Origin of the sequence: Paenibacillus sp. G2S3 (genome assembly GCF_030123105.1) — a bacterium.
GTDB lineage: Bacteria > Bacillota > Bacilli > Paenibacillales > Paenibacillaceae > Paenibacillus_AQ.
The window spans coordinates 4,802,835-4,818,218 of the sequence record NZ_CP126095.1; the positions used below are offsets into that span (position 1 = coordinate 4,802,835).

Annotated in this window: 19 protein-coding genes; 1 reads left to right on the plus strand and 18 read right to left on the minus strand. The window is 45.3% G+C overall.

From position 1 onward, the window contains the following. Positions 1 to 4 precede the first annotated feature (4 nt). The 16 genes from folD to QNH28_RS21245 all read right to left on the minus strand — a co-directional run bounded on the left by folD (position 5) and on the right by QNH28_RS21245 (position 11,339). Positions 5 to 862, minus strand: a complete 858-nt coding sequence (gene folD / locus QNH28_RS21170) for a bifunctional methylenetetrahydrofolate dehydrogenase/methenyltetrahydrofolate cyclohydrolase FolD (RefSeq protein ID WP_042129810.1) — start codon at positions 860 to 862, stop codon at positions 5 to 7. Between the two features lie 50 nt (positions 863 to 912). After that, positions 913 to 1,365: a transcription antitermination factor NusB gene (gene nusB, locus QNH28_RS21175; protein ID WP_283908419.1), complete on the minus strand. Its 453-nt coding sequence runs from the start codon at positions 1,363 to 1,365 to the stop codon at positions 913 to 915. Between the two features lie 299 nt (positions 1,366 to 1,664). Then, positions 1,665 to 1,898 (minus strand): DUF2273 domain-containing protein, encoded by a 234-nt coding sequence (locus tag QNH28_RS21180; RefSeq protein ID WP_094878590.1) that lies wholly within the window; start codon positions 1,896 to 1,898, stop codon positions 1,665 to 1,667. A gap of 15 nt (positions 1,899 to 1,913) precedes the next feature. Further along, positions 1,914 to 2,453 carry an alkaline shock response membrane anchor protein AmaP gene (gene amaP, locus QNH28_RS21185; protein ID WP_042129814.1) on the minus strand — a complete coding sequence of 180 codons (540 nt, stop codon included), beginning with the start codon at positions 2,451 to 2,453 and terminating at the stop codon, positions 1,914 to 1,916. 74 nt (positions 2,454 to 2,527) lie between these two features. Next, on the minus strand, positions 2,528 to 2,944 hold the full coding sequence (locus tag QNH28_RS21190; protein ID WP_042132343.1) for an Asp23/Gls24 family envelope stress response protein: 417 nt from the start codon (positions 2,942 to 2,944) through the stop codon (positions 2,528 to 2,530). 114 nt (positions 2,945 to 3,058) lie between these two features. Further along, positions 3,059 to 4,402: an acetyl-CoA carboxylase biotin carboxylase subunit gene (gene accC / locus QNH28_RS21195; protein WP_283908420.1), complete on the minus strand. Its 1,344-nt coding sequence runs from the start codon at positions 4,400 to 4,402 to the stop codon at positions 3,059 to 3,061. Positions 4,403 to 4,456: 54 nt separating this feature from the next. Then, a complete protein-coding gene (gene accB / locus QNH28_RS21200; protein ID WP_283908421.1) occupies positions 4,457 to 4,966 on the minus strand; it encodes an acetyl-CoA carboxylase biotin carboxyl carrier protein in 510 nt (169 codons plus the stop codon). Positions 4,967 to 5,113: 147 nt separating this feature from the next. Next, on the minus strand, positions 5,114 to 6,031 hold the full coding sequence (locus QNH28_RS21205; protein WP_283908422.1) for a SpoIIIAH-like family protein: 918 nt from the start codon (positions 6,029 to 6,031) through the stop codon (positions 5,114 to 5,116). Between the two features lie 67 nt (positions 6,032 to 6,098). Further along, positions 6,099 to 6,740 carry a stage III sporulation protein AG gene (spoIIIAG, locus tag QNH28_RS21210; RefSeq protein ID WP_042190462.1) on the minus strand — a complete coding sequence of 214 codons (642 nt, stop codon included), beginning with the start codon at positions 6,738 to 6,740 and terminating at the stop codon, positions 6,099 to 6,101. Positions 6,741 to 6,780: 40 nt separating this feature from the next. Continuing rightward, positions 6,781 to 7,542: a stage III sporulation protein AF gene (gene spoIIIAF / locus QNH28_RS21215; RefSeq protein WP_283908423.1), complete on the minus strand. Its 762-nt coding sequence runs from the start codon at positions 7,540 to 7,542 to the stop codon at positions 6,781 to 6,783. Between the two features lie 40 nt (positions 7,543 to 7,582). Then, positions 7,583 to 8,824: a stage III sporulation protein AE gene (spoIIIAE, locus tag QNH28_RS21220; protein ID WP_283908424.1), complete on the minus strand. Its 1,242-nt coding sequence runs from the start codon at positions 8,822 to 8,824 to the stop codon at positions 7,583 to 7,585. A 42-nt stretch (positions 8,825 to 8,866) separates the two neighbouring features. Beyond that, positions 8,867 to 9,256 carry a stage III sporulation protein AD gene (gene spoIIIAD / locus QNH28_RS21225; protein WP_042129828.1) on the minus strand — a complete coding sequence of 130 codons (390 nt, stop codon included), beginning with the start codon at positions 9,254 to 9,256 and terminating at the stop codon, positions 8,867 to 8,869. Positions 9,257 to 9,263: 7 nt separating this feature from the next. Continuing rightward, positions 9,264 to 9,467, minus strand: a complete 204-nt coding sequence (spoIIIAC, locus tag QNH28_RS21230) for a stage III sporulation protein AC (protein WP_036682849.1) — start codon at positions 9,465 to 9,467, stop codon at positions 9,264 to 9,266. Positions 9,468 to 9,480: 13 nt separating this feature from the next. Then, positions 9,481 to 9,999, minus strand: a complete 519-nt coding sequence (spoIIIAB, locus tag QNH28_RS21235) for a stage III sporulation protein SpoIIIAB (RefSeq protein ID WP_060622567.1) — start codon at positions 9,997 to 9,999, stop codon at positions 9,481 to 9,483. After that, positions 9,992 to 10,993 (minus strand): stage III sporulation protein AA, encoded by a 1,002-nt coding sequence (gene spoIIIAA / locus QNH28_RS21240; RefSeq protein ID WP_283908425.1) that lies wholly within the window; start codon positions 10,991 to 10,993, stop codon positions 9,992 to 9,994. The genes spoIIIAB and spoIIIAA overlap by 8 nt, the downstream gene beginning before the upstream one ends. A gap of 82 nt (positions 10,994 to 11,075) precedes the next feature. Next, the gene (locus QNH28_RS21245; protein ID WP_371915730.1) at positions 11,076 to 11,339 is read right to left on the minus strand and encodes a YqhV family protein; all 264 of its coding nucleotides are present in this window, start codon (positions 11,337 to 11,339) and stop codon (positions 11,076 to 11,078) included. A gap of 302 nt (positions 11,340 to 11,641) precedes the next feature. On the opposite strand from QNH28_RS21245, the gene QNH28_RS21250 reads away from it, so the two are divergent. Then, on the plus strand, positions 11,642 to 12,508 hold the full coding sequence (locus QNH28_RS21250) for a YitT family protein (RefSeq protein ID WP_283908426.1): 867 nt from the start codon (positions 11,642 to 11,644) through the stop codon (positions 12,506 to 12,508). A gap of 97 nt (positions 12,509 to 12,605) precedes the next feature. Here the strand turns inward: QNH28_RS21250 and QNH28_RS21255 are convergent, their stop codons facing one another. Further along, complete coding sequence (locus tag QNH28_RS21255) at positions 12,606 to 14,339, minus strand: extracellular solute-binding protein (RefSeq protein WP_283908427.1); 1,734 nt, start codon at positions 14,337 to 14,339, stop codon at positions 12,606 to 12,608. 158 nt (positions 14,340 to 14,497) lie between these two features. Then, on the minus strand, positions 14,498 to 15,376 hold the full coding sequence (locus QNH28_RS21260) for a carbohydrate ABC transporter permease (RefSeq protein WP_283908428.1): 879 nt from the start codon (positions 15,374 to 15,376) through the stop codon (positions 14,498 to 14,500). Positions 15,377 to 15,384 lie beyond the last annotated feature (8 nt).

Genomic DNA, 15,384 nt, shown 5'->3' on the forward strand with positions numbered 1-15,384 from the left:
ACCCCTATTCCAGGCCGTGACGGCGTTTAGCCGCAATCAGCGTGTTGCTCATCAGCATTGTAATAGTCATCGGTCCAACCCCACCCGGAACAGGTGTGATGTAACCGGCAACTTCTTTTGCACTATCATAATCAACGTCACCCGCAAGCTTACCGTTATCCAAACGGTTCATACCCACATCAATGACAACAGCACCCGGCTTCACATACGAAGCGTCAATGAAATTGGCGCGTCCGATCGCAACTACGAGAATATCCGCTTGACGGCTAATCTCTTGCATATTAGCTGTACGGGAGTGGCACATCGTTACAGTAGCATTTTCACGTTGCAGTAACAAAGATACTGGCTTGCCCACAATATTACTGCGGCCAATGACCACAGCATGTTTACCAGCCATACCTGTTCCTGTACGTTTGATTAGTTCAATTACACCAGCAGGTGTACAAGGAAGCAGACTGTCAGCACCAATCACTAGGTTACCTACATTTACAGGATGGAAGCCGTCAACGTCTTTCTCCACGGAGATAGCATCAATAACAGCTTTTTCCTCAATATGCTTAGGCAACGGAAGTTGAACCAGAATCCCATCAATATCATCGCGTCCATTAAGCTGCGCTACGAGAGCCAGCAATTCTTCTTGAGTAGTAGACTCATCCAGTTTATGCACTTCCGAATGGAAACCAAGGCTGATACAGGATTTCTCCTTATTGCGAACATAAACTTGTGATCCTGGATCTTCACCTACTAGAATTACTGCCAGACCGGGCTTCACGCCACGTTTCGCCAGTTCAGCAACCTCCTGGGCAATACCAATACGAATTTCCTCAGATACTTGTTTACCACTGATGATTGCTGCTGTCATGATAGTCTCTCCCCTTTTATATACTTTACTATTACTAATGTATAAAAAAATTAAGAATGGTCAGCTTTAATTGTATCTATCTCCTGAATCATCTTACCAAGCACACCGTTTACAAACTTGCCGGAATCATCCGTTCCAAAATGCTTAGCCAAATCAATAGCCTCATTCACAGCAACCTTAGCCGGAACATCATTTGCGAACACCATTTCATACGCCGCAAGACGTAAAATCTGACGATCCACACGTGACAGACGGCTCATTTGCCAGCCCTTCAAGTAATGCTCAAGCATATCGTCAATAGCAACCTTGTGCTCCCACACACCGTTTACATGCTCCACCACATAGTGCTTGAGCTGAATTTCGTCCGTAATTACACGATCGGTTTCATTTTCCTCTGAAGCTTCCTCCAGCAGCATTTCTACGGCATCCGCGCTTTCTACATCGTTCATTTCCATCTGATACAGGCTTTGGACAATAATCTCTCTCGCTATACGTCTTTTCATGTGTTCCTCCTAAAATCTTATATCGCATTAACATCTTTATTCAACCTTCTATAACGTCGGGCAACCATAAATATAACTGCACACCACTAGTGTAATAATAATTTAGACTTTATTCACATCGCCTATAATTATTTTAAGCCCAAATCCTTCGAATTCTATCCCTAATCCTTAGAGGATTATTGTCCGATGTCCGTTAAAGATAACTTTCACAATTTAAAAAAACCGCAAAGCCTTTCTTCCAGGGGCATTGGACAACACAAACTTACGGCTTCCTGCTCCGGGAAAAAGACTATCGCGGTTCACTTGAAGGGACGCCAGCGTCCGGATAGACGCGCAATCAGCTCTTGCCACTGAAACAGTGGAGCCTCTGCGTTATCCTTTCTTTTGCCGAACGTATATCCGATGAACACTACCAGTGCAAAGAACAACATATCCCAAAAACCGCAAATTAAATATATCAAACCTAGACCAATGCCGAAAGTCACTCCGGCGATTCTACCCCCGTGACTTTCCCATACTTCTTTCCAAGACATAAGGGAAATTCACCTCTATTCCACTCGACTTTTGAAGCTTGGAGACTGCGTAAGGTTAGCAATATATACAGACACATCCGCAACCGGAATACCGGTTGTCTCCTGCACAAAATCATGCACCTGACGTTGCACTTCTGTGGTTAGTAGCGGCAATGAATGCTCACCGTCCACTACTGCGCGAATTGTAATTTCAAGGCCCGCCTGAGAAACGCGAATACGCGATTTGAGATCTCTGATTCCCTTCACTTTACCGGCAGCCTTAAGACTCAGATTCTCAATGGTCTCCACTGAAATCTGGATATCCCCATACTCTGTACGCTGATCAACAGAAGGTAAAGAAGCGCGATCACGACGCAAAGAGATGTAGAAAAATCGGATGCTCAGAAGGAACAAGACAACTGCTACTACAATTGCAGTAATATAAGCTGCTGGTCCATTCTCAATCTCCAAAGTTTTAGGAATAGCACCGCTCAAGAGGAGGATGGCAATAACAGATAATATTCCGATACTTAAGCTGTAGACAAACAGCAAAAGTCTGTCCAAAATTTTTGCCACGAGTCTCATAACCTCCTTAAATTAGAGTAAACCCTCGACTTTGCTGTCGGGGGTTTATGGAAGAACGACGACTGTTATTTCACGCGAAGAACCGTTTCAGCTTCCTCGTTCTTGTCTACAGTGTTGTTGTTCTTGAATTGTACATCATGAATATGCACATTCACTTCCACAACAGTCAGACCAGTCATAGTCTCGATGGAACGCTTAACATTACGCTGAATTTCAGCAGCCACTTCAGGAAGACGGTTACCATATTCAATGATTACAGAAACATCCACCGCAGCTTCGCGTTGTCCAACCTCTACTTTAACTCCTTTGGACAAGTTCTTACGTCCGAGAAGCTCAACAATACCGCCGGCGAAACCACCGCTCATGCCAGCTACACCTTTAACCTCAACGGTCGCTAAACCTGCAATCACCTCGATCACTTCAGGAGCAATCTGGATCTCACCGATTTCTGTCCGTTCGTATTCTGTCGGCAATGTACTCATTTTAGACTTCACACCTTTCAACAAAGATTCTCATAAATTCAAGCGTAAAGCACGTCTCTTATTAAACATACTATATCATTTGACGAACTTTATGACAAACAAAGCGAAGTCGTCCTAAATTTCATACTCTTCCAGAAACTTGATGTCAAAATTACCATCCAGAAATACAGGATGCTCCAGCAGTTTCTGATGGAAAGGGATCGTAGTATGGATTCCTTCCACCGCGAATTCAGCCAAGGCGCGCTTCATCTTTGCAATCGCTTCCTGACGTGTGGGTGCCCATACAATCAGCTTTGCAATCATAGAATCATAGAAAGGGGAAATCGTATAACCAGGGTACGCTGCGCTATCTACACGAACACCGAGACCTCCAGGCGGCAAATAAAAGCCAATTTTACCTGGTGAAGGCATAAAATTACGCTCTGGATCTTCCGCGTTGATACGGCATTCAATTGACCAGCCATTAATTACGATATCTTCCTGTGTAAAAGACAAAGGATTTCCTTCTGCAACAGAGATCATTTCCTTGATCAAATCCACACCCGTAACCATTTCTGTTACCGGATGCTCCACCTGGATACGAGTATTCATCTCCATGAAGTAGAACTGTCCATCCGGTCCAAGCAGAAATTCAAGCGTCCCCGCTCCCGAATAGTTTACGGCAAGTGCTGCGCGAACTGCAGCATGACCCATCGCTTCACGGATATCCGGTGTAAGTACAGAACAAGGTGCCTCTTCAATCAGCTTTTGACGGCGACGCTGTACGGAACAGTCGCGTTCACCTAAATGCACTACATTACCATGCTTATCTGCAATAATTTGAATTTCTACATGCTTCATACCTGTAAGGTACTTTTCCAAATATACACCAGCGTTACCAAACGCCTTCTGCGCTTCCTGTTGTGCAGCAGTAATCTGCTTCACCAATGATTCCTCGTCCTCAGCAATCCGAATGCCCTTACCCCCGCCACCTGCGGTAGCCTTAATGATAATCGGGTATCCGATATCACGACCCAGCATGACGGCTTCCTCAACATCACCTACAAGGCCATCTGAGCCCGGGATAATCGGAACTCCAGCCAGCTTCATGGTTTCCTTCGCCACAGCTTTATCGCCCATACGGTTAATTGCATCTGGAGATGGCCCTATGAAGATAATATTGCAAGATTCACAAATCTCTGCAAAATCTGCATTCTCAGCTAAAAATCCATAACCAGGATGGATGGCATCACATTCTGTTAAGGTGGCTACACTCATAATATTTGTAAAGTTCAGATAGCTGTCCTTGGACGGCATCGGACCGATGCAGTAAGCCTCATCAGCCAACCGGACATGCAGTGAATCCCGGTCAGGTTCCGAATAGACCGCGACGGTGGAAATGCCCAGTTCTCGGCAGGCCCTAATAATGCGGACCGCGATTTCGCCGCGGTTGGCAATCAACACTTTTTGAATGTTCATGCGTTTCCTCCCAAAGTTTTGCGAAGCTTCCGCTCCATTAGTAATCTGCGGTATTTATTCCGGTTTAACCAGGAATAGCGGTTGACCGTATTCTACAAGCTGACCATTCTCGGCTAGTACAGACACGATTTCACCTTTAATTTCCGCTTCCAGCTCATTCATCAGCTTCATCGCTTCGATAATGCATACCGTTGTTTTCTCACCAACACGGTCTCCAACATTAACGAACGATGGCATTTCCGGAGAAGCAGCACTATAAAACGTTCCCACCATTGGAGATACAATTTTATGTAGTTTGCCTTCTGCGACGGCTTGTGGCTGCTGCGCTGGAGGAACCTCACTGATTACTGGATAGGACACTTGCTGCACGCTCTGCGGCTGCGGGGCAGGCGTAAAGGGATAGGCATTATAAGGAGTCGCCTGTACTGCTATTCCATCAGCTTCAGGGCGATCCGGTTTACGAATTGCAAGCTTCATTCCTTCGCTTTCGATCTCCAACTCATGTACAGAGGAGGTCTGGTCCAGCAATTTAATTAATTCCTTAATTTCGCTCAACTTGAACATACATCAGTTCACTCCTTCAGCTTTCTCTCAAAGCCACTTCTTAAGCGGACAAGATAACTTTATGTATTATATCATAAACGCTAGAAATGGAAAGAGCCCGGGATAACCCGAGCTCTTTCGTCATTTTCCCTATAATTTTTCGTCTTATTATTTCTCAGAAACGTATTGAACACTAACTTTATCCTGAGACACACTCAGTTCTTTCATTACGAGATCAACGATACTAACCGCTTGTTTCACATCCAGCTTGTCACTGAGTACGACTACTTTATAGCTGTCTCCAGCTTCTTCCTTCACGATGGCTTCCCCATATTTTTGTTGAAGCTGTTCTTCGATACCCGTAATTTTAGATTCTTTTTCTTCAAGGTTAAGGAGCTGCTCTTGAGCAACCGCGTTATCAGCAGGTGTCTTCTCCATATCGTTAATCAAAGCGAGTAAGTCTTGTTGGCTCTTTAGATTCTTTTGCTCACGTTCATACAGATAGTTAGTGAACATGCTGCTCGCCGATACACTTTGTGAAGCTACTTCATCCAGGATTTCTTTATCATTCTTAGCAGGGGTTTTGGATGTTGTAGTAGCTGCGGTATCTGTAGCCGCTGTATCCTTAGCAGCTGTATCCTTAGCAGCTGTATCTTTAGTTTTACTGGAGTCTTTCGCAGCAGTGTCCGTCGAAGCTTTTTCTGAGTTACCACTGTCTGTTGCAGCTTTACTGCTATCATCCTTAACAGCAGTAGTTGCACTGTCATCAGTAGTTGCACTGTCATCAGTAGTTGCGGTAGCTGCACTATCGTCAGTGGCAGTGTTGCCGCTAGCTTTATCTACGACTCCTTCATCAGCAACTACATCTCCTTGATTGACCACTTCGTTTACAACGATACCTTTGTCGCCAACCGTTGGTAATGCTGCATTTGCTGTGTCTTTTTTCAAGGAGTCTACCTGCATAGTTCCTGCTGTGTCTTTTGGAACCGATGCACCTGAATCTTCAGTAAATAAATAGTATGCCGAGAGTACAACCATCAAACTGAGCATAGAAACCAACCATATTGTTTGTCTTTTGCCGTTCATTCTTTATTCCTCCTAAAATTTAATCTAGTGGCTGCTTCGGAAGCACTCACTTCTTAACTTTCTCCTGCTACTCTTGTTTGCGTGGTACTACTGAAATGCGCTGGATTGGGACATTCAAGCCTTTTTCTATTGCTTGCTCTATAAGTCCACGAACGACTTTGTTCTCTGCCCCTTTGGCAACTACCAGTACGCCGCGTACCTGAGGCTTAATCCGCTTCGTCACAATAGGTGTTTCATCACCCGATTGCGAGTAGGTTACGATTTCGCCATCCCTCGTATATTGTGTCGTGTGACGTTTTCCACCACTGGCATCCGTCTCCTCACTAAGCTGCTGGGAATCGTTCATATTTCGCACCACGACAATTTCTTCCGTGGATTCCACAGTGACCATGATATCGACGGTACCGACGCCAACGATTTTTTCCAAAATCTCCTTCGTCCGGTTCTCCAGTGTCTGTTCAATGCTCTCGAACGAGTTAGTCGCTCCAGGATCACTCTGCACCAGCGCCGTTTGGGAGGACTGATTCAGCGGCGGCTCACGCCCCGTATTTTCGTTATCAATCTTTTTCACATTGACGAAGGAATTAAACAGCATAATCGCTGCGCCCAGCAGACCCAGAATGATTAGCCAGCGAAAAGTATGGCTTCTCTTCGGACTGCCAGCCCCGCCCCCAGCCCATTGCTCCAGCTTTTTCAGCCAATTGCCCACTCCTATCCCTCCTAAAATTGATAGTTTAGAAGCTAGAGACTCATAACTTGACGTTATTCATACCGCCGCTATCCACTTGAATTACTTTGGGATCCAAATCCCATTTTTGTTCCAACAGCTTTACGATAGAATCCGTTTCACTTGAAGAGGTGTTATCTTCTGTTACATTTCCGTTCACTGCTTTGGGTTCATCTGCAGATGCCGATCCATTCTCTGGATTCGTACCAATTTTTACTTCTACAGGCTCTACAGGAGCGATTGCAATCGGCGGAGCAGCCGCTGCGCTGGAAGTACCGGAAGCACCTATGGAATTAGCTGTTGCTGGGGACATTGAGACCTTCACTGCAGAGATGACAGGAATATCTTCGTTGCCAGAGCCGCCGGATTTCCCCATGCCAAGCGTTACAGCGACATTAACCCCGCGTTTGCCGGTCTCGCTGATGATCTGCTCCCTCATTTGCTCAGCAACCTCTTCTGCAGCCAGCTTTAGGCTTTGATCCTGGCGCCCTTGTGCAAGCTTTTGACCATCTGCCAGAATTTTTTCCAAAGAAGGATCTCCACTTCCCCCTCCTGTGAACAAACCCCCTTCTTTCTCCTGCCGCCCCATGGCTATACTCAGCTCGGCTATTGCATCACCTTTAAGGAGAGAGACGATCGGGCTAAGCATCGTAAGTAGGATTAGGAGGCTCAGCACCAGCCTCGCATAACGCTCCATGGATTTGCTTGGGAGCAGTAATTCAACGAATGATGCTAGCAGCACGACAAGTATGATCTCTCGTAGCCAATCGCCCAACCAGCTCATCGTTTCCCTCCTAAATGTTTTGTTAGCATAGCCATCAAGCTCACCTCATCATGACGGTTAAATTGCCAGCCGTTAGCATGATCGTGACAGCCATAAAAAACATTAACGATACAGCTGCCAAAGCAGCGAATACGTACACCATGCTTTTTCCGATCGTCTGAAGGCAGACCACAATCGGTGTCTCTCCTAACGGCTGCATTACAGCAGCAGCTACATTGTAGATCAGAGCAAGCACCAGGATTTTGATCGCTGGAAAAGCGCAAAGGAACAAAATGATGATCACACCGGATAGCCCAATAGCGTTCTTCACCAGAAGTGAAGCTGAGATCACTGTGTCTGTAGCATCTGCGAACATTTTTCCGATGACCGGAACAAAGTTGCCTGTAATATATTTAGCGGCCCGAATCGTAACACCATCTGTCACTGAACTCGTAATTCCCCTGACTGAAATCACACCGAGGAACACAGTGAGCAGTACGCCTAGCAATCCAGCCCCGATATTTCTTAGCAGATTCGCCAGCTGGGTCAGCTTGTATTTCTCTGACAATGCACTTACGAGATGCAGCACCGCCGAGAAGAATAATAGTGGAAAGACAATGGTGTGGATCAAGGTGCCAACTGTATGAATCATAAAAACAATTAGTGGATGTGTGACTGAAACGGTGACGATGTTCCCCATGGAAGCTAGTAACGCGAAGAGCAGCGGAATCATGGCCATCATAAAATCAATCATCCGGTCGATAGCATCCTTCGCATAACCTATAGCGACATTGAAGCTGTTCACGGCAATAACGAGCACTACCATATAACAGAGCGTATAAGCCACCTTGCTGACTGTTTTTCGCTCAAAAGCGGTTTGTAGCGTCTCCAGTATCATGCTGAGCACACTGACCATGACAATCGTGACCAGCAGCCTTCCGTTGTACAGCACCTCATGCCACATAAAACCAAGAAGCCCAGATAATACACCCTGCAAGCTGAGTCCCTTATCCCCTGGAAGCAGCATGTCCATAAGTGATGGTGTTGCCCCGTCTGGAAAAAAACCTCCGTAATCCTTCATCAGTTGATCCCAGTACGACTCCACCTTATCTGTGGGCAGATTGTTCACCTGACCCTTGACCCACTGGTCTACTGGGGAGGAGTTCCCAGATCCAGGTGCTGGAGTTGCTGGAGAAGCTATGGCCACCTGAGCTGTACCTGCAAACCATAGAATGAAAAAGCATGGGAGCAGCAGCAGTATTATTTTTAACTTTGGAGGACGAAAAACACTGCGCTCTTCCATAACTTCTCCTCCCTAATCGTTGCTTAGCTTTATTGGGTTGCTTTAAGCAGGTAGCAGCTTCATGACCGTTTCAATAATGATGCTGATAATAGGTACAGCTAGTACCATAATCAGTACTTTTCCGGCAAGCTCTATTTTGGAAGCAATCGATTCCTGTCCTGCATCACGCACGATCTGTGCTCCAAATTCAGCGATATATGAAATTCCGATGATTTTGAACACGGTCTTTAAATAGATCATTTCCATACCCGACGACTCTGCCACCCGCTCCAATGTGGAAAGAATCATTCCAATCTTGCCGATTAGAAACAGAAAGATTAGAATCCCTGTGGCCGTAGCGAGGAGGAAGGCGAACATCGGTTTTTGTTCTTTCAGCACGAGAATCAATATGGTCGATATCAGCCCTATTCCAACAACTTGAATGATTTCCATAGCACGCCTATTGAAAAAGAAAGATCGTTTTTATTTCCTGTAGCAGTCCGTCCAGCATTCGAATAACCATAAACAGCACGACGACGAACCCGATCACCGTAACCCAATGTGCGAAATCCTCTTTTCCCATCTGTTTAAGCACCGTGTGTATCATGGCGATAATTATGCCAATGCCGGCAATTTGAAAAATCGCATTGACTTCAATATTCATTCCTGGCACCTCGCTAAAAGATCAAAATGACGATCAATGCTCCAAGCAGCAGACCCAGGCTTTTACTCAATTTTTCATATTTGCCTTGATCCTCTCTGGCCACCGACTCCTCCTGCTTCAATTGCTGCAATGCTAACGCGATATGAGTGCTCTGATTCGACCTATCGCTTGTGCCGAGAGTACAACTGAGCTGGCGGAGAATCTCTTTTTCTGTCCCCTTTAATGCGGTAGACTTCCAATGCGCCTCCATAGCCCTCTGTATGGCATCCTGGGCGCTTCGATCATGAGGTGGGCTCATCTCCTCAGCTGTTTTAACAAACAACGTTTTGAGTGGTTCCTTAGACTGAATTCCAATACGCCGCATAGCTTCAGGCAATGGGGTAAAGCCGTACATAATTTCTGTTTCCAGCCGCTGTAGCGCTGCTATTAAGCCTCTAATATGTCTTGGCCTGTCTGCATATTGCTTTGCAAATTGGAGCCCTGCCAGCGTGCCAGCCAGCACAATCAGCACGGCACCGAATAGCTTAAGCATGTAAATCACCACCTAATCGATCCCCGGGAGAGATAAGAAGCAATCCGCGTTTCTGCCCATCCAGAATACGAAAGGTGAGTCCCGCTTCTGTGCGATGCAGAATGACGTATCTCTCGAACATCTTTTGTTCCAATAGCCCGCCAAGCCCCGGCCTACGAGCCAGTTCTATTACCTCTTTACCGTGAGCCGAAGCAACGACTGATATTCCAGCATGCAGCGCTTCGGTGACTGCATCGGCATCTTCAGGACGACCAATCTCATCAGCGATTAATACATCAGGTGACAAGGAACGAATCATCATCATCATGCCTTCAGCTTTGGGGCAACCGTCGAGGATATCTGTGCGCGGACCTACATCAAAGGCGGGAATCCCGCGTCTGCTTCCGGCAATCTCAGAACGTTCATCGACAATCCCTACCTTCAAGCCGGGTCTTCCGCCTTCACGCTTTCCCAAATCTCCTAGAGAGATTTGTCTTGCAATATCGCGAAGAAGTGTTGTCTTCCCATGCTGTGGGGGCGAGAGGATCAAGGTGTGCAGCATTCGCTGCCTCCCCTTGTCCAGCAGATAAGGAAGCACCTTATCCGCGACACCGGGAACCTCACGGGCTATGCGGACATTGAAGCTTGTAATGTCTCGTAGATGCTCCACACCACCACCACTTAGCACCGTCCGACCAGCCAGTCCTATTCGATGGCCGCCGGGAATCGTAATAAATCCCTTCCTCAGCTCTTCTTCCATCGTATATAGTGAATGGTTGCTGATCAGATCTAGCAGTCTATGACTGTCCTCTCGATCCGGCCTATACGCTTCTTCCGGCCTTTGCGTCAAGCTGCCATTTGCTCTTAGAAAGTGATATTTACCTGAATAGTTAATCTCCAGCGGACGACCTTCACGAACCCGAATCTCTTCCACCATTCCAAGTAGCGGAAGGGGAAGGCACTTTAAGAGTGCTCTTACCTTTTCAGGAAACAATTGCAGCCAATCATCTGCCATACAAAGTACCCCCAAGTTGTCCTCTATCTAAATGCTTTATTCCATATTTATGCTTGTACGCGCTCAATATGCCTATCATCTATCATTTTTTTAGAATCCCGATTAAGAGAAAGGCTACACCACAGCCGACCCAGCCCAGTTTGCTCCAGGACAACTGCTGAGCCATCCCTGTAAGTCCGATTGCTGTCGTCAATATCAAGATCGTTGGTCCTACCAAAGCTAGTCCAGAATTGACTGCGAGCGCCTTATCTACCTGATTCAACCGCAGCATAATCAGTGCAGCTATAATCTCCGCACTACCTGAGAACAGCCGAAGAGTCGCCATCCAGCTTACATACTTGTCCAATCCACTTCACTCCTAACTTTTACTAATTCATACCAAATGATATTCAGGGCTTGTTTGTCCTTCTCTTATCCATGGATATGCGAGAATTACTCACTTTAGACAAGAAGAAATGACAGAATTACAAGTCCTACTGTGAAAGAGTTCATAGTGCACCCCTATATAAATAAATATAATCAGTACGATAAAATTATTTTTTACGAACACTTCCATCTGTGGTATCCTTGTTAATTGGAAATATAGTGGGTTTATATTTTCAAAAAGAGCAGACTATAAAGACATAAGAAAAAGAGGGGATTTGTGTCATGCAAGTTCGAAGTTACGGGTTACCGCAAAACATGCGGACCGTAGTCAAACCACTTAAGGAAGTAGCTATCATTATTTTTTCAGCCTTTTTAGTTGCAAGTGGGATGCGATTGTTTCTAATTCCTCATCAGCTTCTGAGCGGTGGGGTAGCAGGGGTGGCTTCGGTCGTCGGTTATTTAACGGATCCGAAGTATATCTCTAAGCTTTATTTTGTAATAAACCTTCCTTTAATTGTCTGGGGATTTATTGCAGTGGGGAAAAAATATATCTTACTAAGCTTGCTTTCCGTCGTGGCTACCACCTGGTTCATGACTATTATTCCTGAGGTGCAATTGACCAAGGACCCGATTCTTGCAAGTATTTTTGGCGGAGTAATTATTGCTGGCGGCGTTGGTTTTTCTCTCCGTACTGGGGGCTCTTCTGGGGGATTTGATATATTAGGCTCAATTATTTCACGTAAACGGGATATTCCCATGGGGAATATCATGTTCTTAATGGATGGATTAGTTATTCTGAGTTTAGGCTTCTTTAAAAGCTGGGATTCCGCCTTATACGCTATGCTTTGTATTTTTGTAAAGAGTAGAGTAGTCGATATGATCCATATTCGCCATGTGAAGCTAACCTGCTTCATCGTTACCAAAGAACGGGAGATGATGCTAATCCGTCTCAGAGAGTTACCTCATGGCATCACTGTCGTCAATGCAGAGGGTGGATACAGTCATGAGGGAAATACCATGCTTATGACGGTAACGACTCGGTATGAACTTGCAAATCTGCGGAGAACTATTCTCGAGGCAGACCCAAGCTCCTTCGTCAATGTTGTGGAGACTGTAGAGATTCAGGGCCGGTTCAAACGATTAGGATAAATTCAGGGGCTCATCTCCCATGCTGTTATATAAATGAAAAGGAACGCTGCATTCAAATCTGCAGCGTTCCTTTTCATTTATAAGTGATGCTATTTACTTATTTTTTACTAGCGGAAATATACCAGTCATTCACTTCCTTAGTAATTTGATCCCCACCAGATTTCTTCCAGTTAGCCACCATCGTGTCGAACTCTTCGATAGGAGATTGACCATAAATGATCTTGGAGTACGTTTGGAGTACCAGTTTCTTCAATAACTCATTCTTGGATTTCATGGTTTCGGTCAGAGGTCCTTGGAAGTAATTCTTCATACGGATATCCTTCTGCTCCATGACGATCTTCATCGCTTCAATGTTCTCCGGTTTACGAACCGCAGCGGTTGCAATCTCATACGGTGTTTCCGGCGTATCACCGTTTGCCAGCTTGCTCATTGTTTCTGCGTACAATCCTGGCTCACGAGCACCATCAAAAGTAAGGGAATAGTAGATAGGCTCAACCAAATGTGTACGATCACCATAGCCTGGGAATAGATCTGGATATTTCGCTGGATCTTTGACTACAGTACCATCTGCTTGCTTGGCATAGTCATAACCTTCAGCAAAGCCATTTTCGAAAATGCTACCCTTTTGTGGATTCGCCCAGTTATCGAATAAGAAGTTATAATAACGCAGCAATGCTTCAGGATTCTTCGAATCCTTATTGATTAGCATCCATCCGTTAACAGACGGATTACCACTTTGTGTTCCTATTTTGCCATCAGGACCTGCCGGAATAGCATAAGCTTTATATTTGGCACCAGGAACGTTGTTCAGCAGATCGCCAAACGGCCAGTCAGGAAGCCAGTTACGGCCTACAATTGCACCCGCTTGACCTTTGGTGAATTGTTCATAGCCACCATTTTCATCGACAAGACCTGCATCTTTGGTGATGTAGTCTTTTTCCATCCATGTCTTCAGTGTAGTAAGCGCCTGCTTAGCACCTGGATCGATCGAACCGTAGCTCAGCGTACCATCTGCACCTTTGTTCCATTGTTCTGGCAGTGTACCGAAATCACCGAACAACCAGCTAATATCAGCAATCCAGTTCAAGTAAGTGTTTTTGAAACCCGTCGCAAGACCAAGCGTATCCTTCTTACCGTTGCCATCAGGATCTTTGTTTACAAAAGCGTCCATGATGGTCTCAAAATCAGCTAGTGTCTTAGGAGCCTGCAGACCCAGCTTATCCATCCAATCTTGACGCAGCCAGAGCACCATGTCGTCATTATAAGCGTAATCCAGAACCGGAAGCGCCATAACCTTGCCATCGCGTGTTACTGGTAACAATGTATCCGGATTAAGCTCCATACCCTTCTTATATACATCGCCAGCATACTTGTCGATCAATCCACCAACATCTGTGAACTGTCCGGAGTCAATCAGCATATTGACCGTTTCCATATCGCCGCGGTAAGTGATCACGTCCGGCATTTTATCACCTGAAGACAACATAAGTCTAATCTTCGTCTGATAGGCTTGGTTGGTGTCGGTGACAACCCAATCATATTTTACATCAATGCCTAGATTATCTTTCATGTAAGTGTTAAGTACGTTGTTCTCCATACTCTCGCCGGTTTTATAGTAATAGTTGTTACCAATAGCCTTAACTGTTGTAAGTGTGATTGGCTCAACATATTTACTGCCATCCCAACCGGTTTCGTCAACATTACTTTTTGGCTGTGCCGCATTATCAGTGGTGCTGTTTTCTTTTTTTGTCGCATCGTTTGAAGCTGCCGGACTGTTGTTATTATTGCTTGAGCAAGCCGCCAGACTTAGCGTCATTATCGTAACCAGCATTATGTTGCTTATCCGTTTGTATTGCATTTTCTTCTTTTCCCCCTAGAACGTATTGAGAGCGCTTCCCCCTGCTCTACATATCAAACTATAATTCTCGATGAAAAATTTGGAAATACCCGATATTTGGTGCAGATACTAATTTTTTTATCTTTTTACTATTACTCTTTAATCGCTCCTAATACGATTCCCTTCACGAAAAACCGCTGCAGGAATGGATAAATCAACAGTACTGGCAGCATGCCTATGAAAATCTGTGCAGCTTTCACTGTGCGCTGAGAGATATTCAGCAGATCACGAGGATTCGCAGTCAGCTTACTGAAATCCTGCGATACAATAACCGTCTGTAGGAATGTAGCAAGTGGATAGTTACGGTAATTGTTGATATATAGTAAACCATCAAACCACGCATTCCAGCTACCTACCACCGAGAACAACGACAATGTGGCAATGGAAGCCATAGCCAATGGGAGATACACACGGAACAGCACGGTAAAGTGCCCTGCTCCATCAATCAATGCAGCCTCCTCCAGCTCTTTTGGCGTAGCCTTGAAGAAATTCATGAGCAGAATCATATTAAATACTTGCACTGCACCCGGTAACACAAGCGCCCAGATCGTATCCATCATATGCAAATTCCGTACGACCATATATAAAGGGATCATCCCGCCTGTGAACAGCATCGTGAAGACAAAATACCAAGCGTAGATGTTACGACTTTTGAGTACTGACGAATCTTTAGATAATGAATAAGCGGCAAGGGTAATCACGCTCATGGTCATAAATGTACCCAGAATCGTCCGACCCACTGAAATAAAGAATGCACGCAAGAAATTGGGATTGTTCAAGGTTTTAGTGTAGGATTCGATATTAAAATCGACTGGCCAGAGTCCGACCAGATGAGCATTAGCCGGTGCGCTTGCGCTGAAGCTGATCGCTAAAATATGAATAATCGGTAGGATACAGAGCAGTCCAGCAATGACAAGTATGCAATAGTTAAGTATTGTGAACAGCTGGTATCCTCTTGTTTTGTAATACATCCCTGAAC

Bases quoted from the DNA above. Each gene is read 5' to 3' on its own strand.
- spoIIIAD (WP_042129828.1), bottom strand. From the start codon at position 9,256: ATGGAAATCATTCAAGTTGTTGGAATAGGGCTGATATCGACCATATTG.
- spoIIIAA (WP_283908425.1), bottom strand. From the start codon at position 10,993: ATGGCAGATGATTGGCTGCAATTGTTTCCTGAAAAGGTAAGAGCACTC.
- QNH28_RS21190 (WP_042132343.1), bottom strand. From the start codon at position 2,944: ATGAGTACATTGCCGACAGAATACGAACGGACAGAAATCGGTGAGATC.
- QNH28_RS21250 (WP_283908426.1), top strand. From the start codon at position 11,642: ATGCAAGTTCGAAGTTACGGGTTACCGCAAAACATGCGGACCGTAGTC.
- spoIIIAC (WP_036682849.1), bottom strand. From the start codon at position 9,467: ATGAATATTGAAGTCAATGCGATTTTTCAAATTGCCGGCATTGGCATA.
- QNH28_RS21260 (WP_283908428.1), bottom strand. From the start codon at position 15,376: ATGTATTACAAAACAAGAGGATACCAGCTGTTCACAATACTTAACTAT.
- spoIIIAE (WP_283908424.1), bottom strand. From the start codon at position 8,824: ATGGAAGAGCGCAGTGTTTTTCGTCCTCCAAAGTTAAAAATAATACTG.
- spoIIIAF (WP_283908423.1), bottom strand. From the start codon at position 7,542: ATGAGCTGGTTGGGCGATTGGCTACGAGAGATCATACTTGTCGTGCTG.
- folD (WP_042129810.1), bottom strand. From the start codon at position 862: ATGACAGCAGCAATCATCAGTGGTAAACAAGTATCTGAGGAAATTCGT.
- QNH28_RS21205 (WP_283908422.1), bottom strand. From the start codon at position 6,031: ATGAACGGCAAAAGACAAACAATATGGTTGGTTTCTATGCTCAGTTTG.
- QNH28_RS21255 (WP_283908427.1), bottom strand. From the start codon at position 14,339: ATGCTGGTTACGATAATGACGCTAAGTCTGGCGGCTTGCTCAAGCAAT.
- QNH28_RS21180 (WP_094878590.1), bottom strand. From the start codon at position 1,898: ATGTCTTGGAAAGAAGTATGGGAAAGTCACGGGGGTAGAATCGCCGGA.
- accC (WP_283908420.1), bottom strand. From the start codon at position 4,402: ATGAACATTCAAAAAGTGTTGATTGCCAACCGCGGCGAAATCGCGGTC.
- spoIIIAB (WP_060622567.1), bottom strand. From the start codon at position 9,999: ATGCTTAAGCTATTCGGTGCCGTGCTGATTGTGCTGGCTGGCACGCTG.
- nusB (WP_283908419.1), bottom strand. From the start codon at position 1,365: ATGAAAAGACGTATAGCGAGAGAGATTATTGTCCAAAGCCTGTATCAG.
- accB (WP_283908421.1), bottom strand. From the start codon at position 4,966: ATGTTCAAGTTGAGCGAAATTAAGGAATTAATTAAATTGCTGGACCAG.